The following is a 7047-nucleotide window of genomic DNA, read 5'->3' as shown; positions in this document are numbered from 1 at the left end:
CTCACCCACGGCGACGACGGCGAGTTCTCCCTCTCGGCGGTCCTCAGCCCCGTCCTCGGCGGCGTCGACCAGGCCACCGCCGAGGAACTCGCGCACGCCGCCCATCAGATCTGCCCGTACTCCAAGGCCACGCGCGACAACATCCCCGTCACCATCAACGCCGGCACCGCCGCCTGACACGACCCCGCGACCGCGGGTCCCGTGCTCCTTCCCCCAGCAGGGAACCCACACCCCCGCCACATCCGCACCACCGACTGGAGAGAGACGGGTCACGACATGGTTTCCACGACGTACACATCCGCACGGACCGCCGAGCACCCTCGTTCCGTGCCCGGCCCGCGCTCCGCCGCGTCCGGCGGGCAGCGGCCCCAGGACGCCGGAACCTCCCAGGTCCGTGAGTGGCCCGACGACACACAGGTGTGGAACTGGGCGACGAGCGTGGTCCTGTCGGGGTACGGTCCGGCGGCCTCGAATTTCGTCTGACAGCGGATCAGGCCGAGGCCACCTCCCGAGTCGAGTTCGGCCCGCTGGTGACGTCCAACTTGTACCGAAACCCCGACCTGCCGGCCGACATGGCCTGCACCACCGACCACATCAGCGAGGGCCGGCTGATCCTCGGAATCGGGTCCGGCTGGTACGAACGTGACTACCTTGAGTACGGCTACGAGTTCGGCAACGCCGGGAGCCGGCTGGACGAGCTCGGCGAGGCCCTGCCCCGGATCCGGCGGCGCCGGGAGCAGCTCGACCTGCGCCCGACTCGCAAGATCCCGCTGCTGATCGGCGGGAACGGCGTCCGCAAGATCCTGCGGTTCACGGCCGAGCACGCCGGCACCTGGCACGGATTCGGCCAACCGGCCGAGATCGCCGAGCGGCATCAGGTCCTGGACGACCGGTGCGTCCGGATCGGCCGCGACCCCGGTGAGATCGAGTGCTCGGCCCGGGTCTTCCGGCAGGGCCTGGACGAGGTCGGCCCCGGCTTGCTCGACGTCGGTACCCGGCTCTTCCAACTGGTCTCCCCGGGCCCGGTATTCGACATCGCGCCCGTCCTCGACCGGCTGGCCTTCCGCGACGACATGAACCGCTCGGGGGCCCCGGACCACCGCATGAGTCAGGCCGGCCTGCAATGACATGCCCATCTGCCCGTGAAGATCGCCCAGTGACCTGGTGGTGAGTTGGTTCGTCACCCCATGAGTCGTTTCGTACCAGTTCATGGGCTCAGCTGACAGGTGCCGGTTGGCTTCGGTCTGCTGTGGGTTGTGGGTGACAGCAGGCTGGAGCCGCTGGTCCAGGGCGCGAGGTCGGGACGGGTGGTGCCGGGCTGCTCGGTAACGATCACCGGCGGAACCGGCCGCGTCACCCCCTCCGGCGGCCGGCTCCGGCCGGTCGCCTGGAGGAAGTCCGCCGGCGGCTCGTAGCAGGGGTGGCTGAGTGCCGTCGGGGATCATCGAGGCCCAGGAGATGCCCTCGGTGCGGTCCTTGAACTCCTGCTTCATGGCGTCCAGCAGTCCGGGCCGCTCGATGAGGCCGACGGCGCCGGCCGCGAGGTAGCGGGCCGCGGACAGCAGCGCCTGATGGCCGATGCCGGTGGCCGCCGTGGCGGTGTCGCCCCAGTTCTGAGTCACGCGGGCGGTTCGGAGCGAGGACGGCGGTCATTTCGCCGCGTGCTCGCGGGCCAGCTCGACCGCCCGCCTCACCGGTCCCCGGTACACGGGCCCGTGGCCGGGCAGCACGACGCCGGCGTCCAGGTCCTCCAGCAGGGCCAGGGAGCGAAGCGCTCCGGGCCGGTCGGTGTGGAACATCCCGGGAAGCAGTTGCGGGCCGTCGATGCGCGAGGTGGGGTGGGCGGTCACCAGGGCGTCGCCGCTGACCAGGATGCCGCTGTCGGGCAGCAGGTAGGCGCTGTGCCCCTCGGTGTGCCCGGGCGTGTGCACCGGTACGGGGCCGCCGGGCAGCTCGAGCGCGCCCGGCGCCGGGAAGGCCTGGGGTTCGGCCACCGGCACGTGAGCGGTGCCGCCCGCCTTGAGGGCGTGCACGGCCCAGGGCACCACGCCGGGCTGCCAGGCCCGCGCCACGATCTGACCAACGGTCACCTGGTCCAGGAAGTCCCGGCGGGCGTGGCCGACCTCCCGCTCGTGCATGAGGACCGACGTGCCGTACGTCGCCCGCAGGTGTTCGGCGGCTCCGATGTGATCGTTGTGCGCGTGCGTGACAAGAACCGCGCTCACGGCCTCCGGGGCGAGCCCGACGGCGGCCAGCGAGGCGAGGACGGCGTCCCGGTCGCCCGGATACCCGGTGTCGATCAGGGTGCCGCTGTCGCCGTCCTTGATGATCACCCAGTTGGTGTTGCTGCCCGTGACCAGATGGACCTTGTCGTCGACGCTGACCAGGGAGCCGTCGCGCAGGACGCCGTACATGCCTGTTCCTCTCGCTGCGATTGCCGCGCCGGGAGCAGGCGATTTCTGCTGGCGAGCGGGAAACAGGATAACAACACGTGTGCTGCGCACCGATGGTGCGCAGCACACGTTTCACCTACCGGTCGCGTCCGGCGTACCGGGGCGCCGGACGCCTCAGGCCTGCCCGAAGGCTCCCAGGCCGGCGGGCGTGGCGCCCGGCGGGCCGAGGATGACGTCCCCGAACTCCTCGGTGACGGACTTGAAAAGCTCCATGTCCCACTCGGTCTCGGCCGTGGCCAGGTGGGCGGGCGTACCCGTGCGACGGATCAGCTCGGCGAACCTGGCGGGGGAGGTGATGGCCAGGGTGCGCGCGCCGTCCTCGCCCGCTTTGATGGTGTGCGGCGTGTTCATCGGAACCCGGTAGAAGTCGCCGGAGCGCAGGGTGTACGTGTCGGGGCCGGACCATACGGTCAGAGTGCCCTCCACGATCCAGATACGTTCCTCGTATCCGGTGTGCATGTGCAGCGGCGTGCCCGCGTGGGCGGGCAGCGTCACCTCGGAAATGTCGTGACGGCCCTCCGTCTCCTCCGCGGATGTGAGGATGGACAGGTGTAAGTGCTGGCCCAGGACGAACTGACGGTCCTGGGGAACAGGCGGCGGTGAAGGGAAGTTGGTCATGGTGCGTGGCTCCTGGCTCACATGGACACCGAGACCCGGTACGCGGGTGACGTGCGAGCGCGCACGTGAGAGACCTCCCGAGCGGGTCTTCATTCGATAGTGGAAGTCTATACGGAAGAAACATGTGAGTGTGAGGGAGGCGCTGTGACGGCACCGGCGTCGCACCCCGGAAACACCCACTGGGAGGACCGCGGCGGTTCAGAGGGCTGGACTCACCAGCCGCGATACTGGCGGCGGCCACACGTTTGTTCGTGCAGCCGGGATATGCGAGCGTCAGCCCGGTCGACATCGCCCGTGAAGTGGGCACGGCGTTGCCCGCGGTGCAGACCATCACGGGCGGCAAGTCCGCGCTGTTGGGAAAGCGTCTGAACCTTCTGCGCCGCGGTCTCGTTCTGTGGGTGTGGCGGGGTCGGTACGCCGTCGCCTGTCCGTCAGCATCACGGCTGCCTGAAGCGGGCGCAAGCCCGCCGGCGTACGCCGCCGGGATCGGGAGGAGCATCCCGTACGAGGACGCTCGCCGTCCTCACCGCCAGACCGGTCCCGGGTACCCGTCCGTTCCCCCGATTCGTTCCGCCGCAGTCGGGGTTCCACCGGCAAGGGAGCAACCATGGACGCGCACCACGGCAGCCGTCTGCAAGAAGCTCTGGCGGCGTTCGCCAGGAAACACGAGGCCTTGCTCAAGGCCGAGCTGGAACTGCAGACCACATCGGTGACGGCCCGGTCCAGGGACGGTGCCGTGGAGGCCACTGTGGGGGGTGACGGCGAGACGTCCGGAGTGCGTTTCCCCAACAACATGTTCCAGGCCATGAGCGGTCAGGCGCTGGCCGACAGCTTCATGGAGGCGCTCGCGAGGGCGCGGTCGGAGGTGGCGACCCGCCGCATCGCCATCGTGGAGTCCACCAGGCTCCAGATGTCGCGTGGACACGGTCAGCCGGGCCCGGAACGCCCCGGCCCGGGCCGCAAGCCCGAGCCGGGAATGCCCCCTGACACGATCAAGCAGCCGTTGACGAAGCGCACCCTGGGAATCGGGTGGTGACCGGTCGGTGACCCGTCGGGTCTCGGCTCGTGGACCACTTCTGGTCGGGCGTACCGGCGCAGGACCACCATCCGGGCCTGGCGGAACATCGACCGCCTCGCCGGCATGGATGGCTCGGTGCGTGGCCGGCTCTTCATTCTCGGGGTGCCGGCGGGACTGTGAAGTCCCGCCGGCACCCCGCGCTGCGCAAGCTGCGTGCCGTGGCGGGACTCGGGGTCGTGTGAGCCGAGCTGTCACGGCACCGGGGACTCCACGCACATCTCCAGCGCGGCGGTGAGCTGCCGCCGGAAGGTGTCCACTTGGGGACAGTGGCTCACGTCCTGGATGAGAACCGGCAGCACGTACCGCTCGGCGACGATCCACCGTGCGGCGTCCGCCCGGTCGTCGAACCGCTGGGGACGGACGCCGACGCGCGGGGGAGGCAGGACGACGTCGCTGTTGTGTGGAGCGAGGAGGGTGGTCGCGGCGTCGGCACTGTGCAGGTAGTGCTCGAACATCCGGGCGCGGGCCTCGGCGAGGATCTCCTTCCCGTCCACACTGCGGCCCAGTTCCGCCGCGTAGCTGCGCAGCAGTGTGTGGCAGGCGTACCGGCCGGGAGTCTGTTCCACGATCATGTTGCGGTCGACGAGTTCGGCCATGTACTCACGTGTTGCCCGCGGGTGGGTACACGACAGGCTTGTTGCGGCGGGCAGGGTGATGTCTTGTGAGGGGTGCAGGCTGAGGAGCCGGAACAGGGCCGCGGCACCGCTGCTCAGCGTGTCGTAGCTGCGGGAGAAGACGCTTCGGGGATCGGTGCGGGCATCGTGGCTGGAGAAGGCCACGAGGCTGTCCTGGTTGTCGCGGAGATGCTGCGCGAGCGCGCCGAGCGGAAAGTGGGGATGCATGAGGGCACGCGCGCTGACGACGGCCAGTGCCAGGGGGAGTCCGCCACACAGGTCGACGATCTCCTCCGCTGTCGTCCGCGCGCCTCTGATCCGGTCCGCGCCCAGACGGTGTTCGAGCAGTTCCAGGCCCTCCTGCCCGGTCATGGCAGGCAACGGCAGGAGCCGGGCGTTGTCGGTGACGGCCAGGCCTTCCAGCCGCCGACGGCTGGTGACGATCGTCAGGCACCCGGGTGTGCCGGGCAGCAGGGGACGTACGTGTTCGCAGTCGTGGGCGTCGTCCAGGACGATCAGCAGGCGGCGTCCGGCCAGTGTCCTGCGGTAGAGCGAGCCCAGCTCCGTCGTGCTCGCGGGCACCGGGTCCGGGCGCGCGCCGAGCGCGCCGAGCACCTCCGTCATCGCGACAGTCGGGTCGAGAGGCGGCCGCGAGGCATGGTGTCCCTGCAGGTCGACGTGGATCTGGCCGTCGGGGAAGCGAGCGGCGACCAGGTGGGCCCAGTGCAGGGCCAGAGTCGTCTTGCCTACACCGGCCATGCCGCAGATGGCCACGGTCGTCGTCAGGGGGTTCTCCTCGCCCTCCAGGGGCAGCAACTCCAGACACTGGCTCAGCGCCTTGCGGCGCCCCGCGAACGGCTGGTGCGCGGCGGGCAGCTGTGCGGGCCGCGCGGCCGGACCGGTGGGCGGCGCCGGGCCGTCCTCGACGCGTACGGCCCGGTGGCGCAGCAGGTGCTGCTGGGCCGCGCGCAGGCCGGGACCGGGTTCGACCCCTAGTTCCTTGGCCAGGGTGTGCCGGATGCTCTCGAACTGCTGGAGCGCCTCGGCCTGGCGGCCGGTCGCGGCGAGGGCGGCGATGATCCGGGAGTGGAGGGCCTCGTCGAACGGGTGGCAGGCGACCGCGCGGCGCAGTGCCGTCAGGACTTCTTCCGTCAGCGCGGGTGCCGAGGTGAGGACCACGTCGGCGGCTTCCTTCGCCGTCGCGACGTACTCGTGTCCCACGGAGGTGAACAACGGGTGCTGTGCCACATACGTGCCGGCCGCGACGGTCGGACCGTGCCACAGGCCCAGCGCCTCGATGAAGTCCTGTGCGCCCTTCTTGGGGGCGCCGGCCTTGACGGCGAGCTGTGCCTGTGCGTGCAGGTCGCGGAAGCGAAGAAGATCCGAGGTGGAGGTGTCCACCAGGAGCCGGTACCCATCCGCGGCCCGCAGGAGGTGTGCGGCCATGGTCCGGCTCCGCAGTTCGGGCTCCAGCGCCCTGCGCAGCGCGCCGATGTGACGGTGTACGACGTTGGCCGCACTGGGCGGAGGATCGTCGTCCCAGAGGATGTCCACCGCTTCGCTCAGGGTGAGCGGTCCGGGGGCTCGCAGAAGCAGCAGGGCGAGCAAGGCCATGCGCTTGGGAGGACCCAGTTCCAGCTCTGTGTCGCCGCGTGTTGCCCGTACGGTGCCGAGGATCGAGTAGCGCACTGGCGCGTCCATCTCGGGTTGACCTCGCAGTTCCTTCCGTGTCACTCCGGTGTGACCACCGGACCGACGTCACCATTTTAAATGGTGACGAACCGTCTCACTCGCGAGCAGTCACTGTCAAGCGGGTGTGTCTCGCGCGGTGACGACTCCCCGCCGTCTATGTGAACCGGTGCCACGGGGCAGATGGTTCGGAAAAACCTCAGAACTGCTCCTCGCGATGGTGTGGTCGCGGGTGTTGGGCCCGGTGGGCTGCGGCTGCGCGGCGGGCCTGCGCGCCGGGTCGTTTACGACGGCGAGTGCCGTCCCGTCGTACGGCCTGCCCCGGCGCCGATCCGTCACCAGCCGGTGGAGCGCATCTCGAACGGCACGTGCCCGTTCGAAGTCGGCTTCCGTGGAGGGGGTGACCGAGTCGACAAGTCCGGACTCCAGGTACCAGGCGTCGAGTTGCTTTGGTGTCGTGAGCGCTTCAATTCTGGATGAGCGCCGCGCGCGGAGCGTCGCGGCGAAGTCGAGCGCGGGGTCTCCGCACACGAAGATGTGATTACGTGTCATGTAACCATTCTGATTGGTTACTTAAGGTCGGGTAAAATGTGAT

Annotated in this window: 8 protein-coding genes; 4 read left to right on the top strand and 4 right to left on the bottom strand. The window is 69.8% G+C overall.

Annotation, left to right across the window (positions count from 1 at the left end; all coding sequences use genetic code 11):
* The 3 genes from IEZ15_RS46920 to IEZ15_RS39425 all read left to right on the top strand — a co-directional run.
* Positions 1 to 177, top strand: a 177-nt coding sequence (locus tag IEZ15_RS46920) for an OsmC family protein (RefSeq protein ID WP_506355107.1), incomplete at its 5' end; no start/stop codon positions are given.
* 150 nt (positions 178 to 327) lie between these two features.
* Complete coding sequence (locus tag IEZ15_RS45825; RefSeq protein ID WP_229846439.1) at positions 328 to 483, top strand: hypothetical protein; 156 nt, start codon at positions 328 to 330, stop codon at positions 481 to 483.
* Positions 420 to 1127, top strand: a complete 708-nt coding sequence (locus tag IEZ15_RS39425) for an LLM class flavin-dependent oxidoreductase (RefSeq protein WP_268250494.1) — start codon at positions 420 to 422, stop codon at positions 1125 to 1127. Before IEZ15_RS45825 ends, IEZ15_RS39425 begins: the two co-directional genes overlap by 64 nt.
* Before the next feature lie 522 nt (positions 1128 to 1649).
* Here the strand turns inward: IEZ15_RS39425 and IEZ15_RS39420 are convergent.
* Together IEZ15_RS39420 and IEZ15_RS39415 are read right to left on the bottom strand one after the other, a co-directional pair.
* Positions 1650 to 2414: an MBL fold metallo-hydrolase gene (locus IEZ15_RS39420; RefSeq protein WP_189281819.1), complete on the bottom strand. Its 765-nt coding sequence runs from the start codon at positions 2412 to 2414 to the stop codon at positions 1650 to 1652.
* A gap of 153 nt (positions 2415 to 2567) precedes the next feature.
* Entirely contained in the window at positions 2568 to 3071 is a 504-nt protein-coding gene (locus IEZ15_RS39415) for a cupin domain-containing protein (RefSeq protein WP_189281818.1), read from the bottom strand.
* Positions 3072 to 3678: 607 nt separating this feature from the next.
* Between IEZ15_RS39415 and IEZ15_RS39405 the strand changes: the two genes are divergently transcribed.
* Positions 3679 to 4107 (top strand): YbaB/EbfC family nucleoid-associated protein, encoded by a 429-nt coding sequence (locus tag IEZ15_RS39405; RefSeq protein WP_229846437.1) that lies wholly within the window; start codon positions 3679 to 3681, stop codon positions 4105 to 4107.
* A 233-nt stretch (positions 4108 to 4340) separates the two neighbouring features.
* On the opposite strand, the gene IEZ15_RS39400 is transcribed toward IEZ15_RS39405, so the two are convergent.
* Both IEZ15_RS39400 and IEZ15_RS39395 read right to left on the bottom strand, forming a co-directional pair.
* Positions 4341 to 6464 (bottom strand): AfsR/SARP family transcriptional regulator, encoded by a 2124-nt coding sequence (locus tag IEZ15_RS39400; RefSeq protein ID WP_229846436.1) that lies wholly within the window; start codon positions 6462 to 6464, stop codon positions 4341 to 4343.
* Between the two features lie 105 nt (positions 6465 to 6569).
* Positions 6570 to 7004: an ABATE domain-containing protein gene (locus tag IEZ15_RS39395; protein ID WP_189281815.1), complete on the bottom strand. Its 435-nt coding sequence runs from the start codon at positions 7002 to 7004 to the stop codon at positions 6570 to 6572.
* Positions 7005 to 7047 lie beyond the last annotated feature (43 nt).

Origin of the sequence: Streptomyces atratus (assembly GCF_014648655.1) — a bacterium.
Lineage (GTDB): Bacteria > Actinomycetota > Actinomycetes > Streptomycetales > Streptomycetaceae > Streptomyces > Streptomyces atratus.
Note: the sequence above shows the minus strand (reverse complement) of the source record. Positions and strands in the feature narration are given on the sequence as shown.

What these genes read in the sequence shown, in the direction of transcription:
- IEZ15_RS39420 (WP_189281819.1), bottom strand. Translation starts at nt 2,414, where the DNA reads ATGTACGGCGTCCTGCGCGACGGCTCCCTGGTCAGCGTCGACGACAAG.
- IEZ15_RS39415 (WP_189281818.1), bottom strand. Translation starts at nt 3,071, where the DNA reads ATGACCAACTTCCCTTCACCGCCGCCTGTTCCCCAGGACCGTCAGTTC.
- IEZ15_RS39405 (WP_229846437.1), top strand. Translation starts at nt 3,679, where the DNA reads ATGGACGCGCACCACGGCAGCCGTCTGCAAGAAGCTCTGGCGGCGTTC.
- IEZ15_RS39400 (WP_229846436.1), bottom strand. Translation starts at nt 6,464, where the DNA reads ATGGACGCGCCAGTGCGCTACTCGATCCTCGGCACCGTACGGGCAACA.
- IEZ15_RS39395 (WP_189281815.1), bottom strand. Translation starts at nt 7,004, where the DNA reads ATGACACGTAATCACATCTTCGTGTGCGGAGACCCCGCGCTCGACTTC.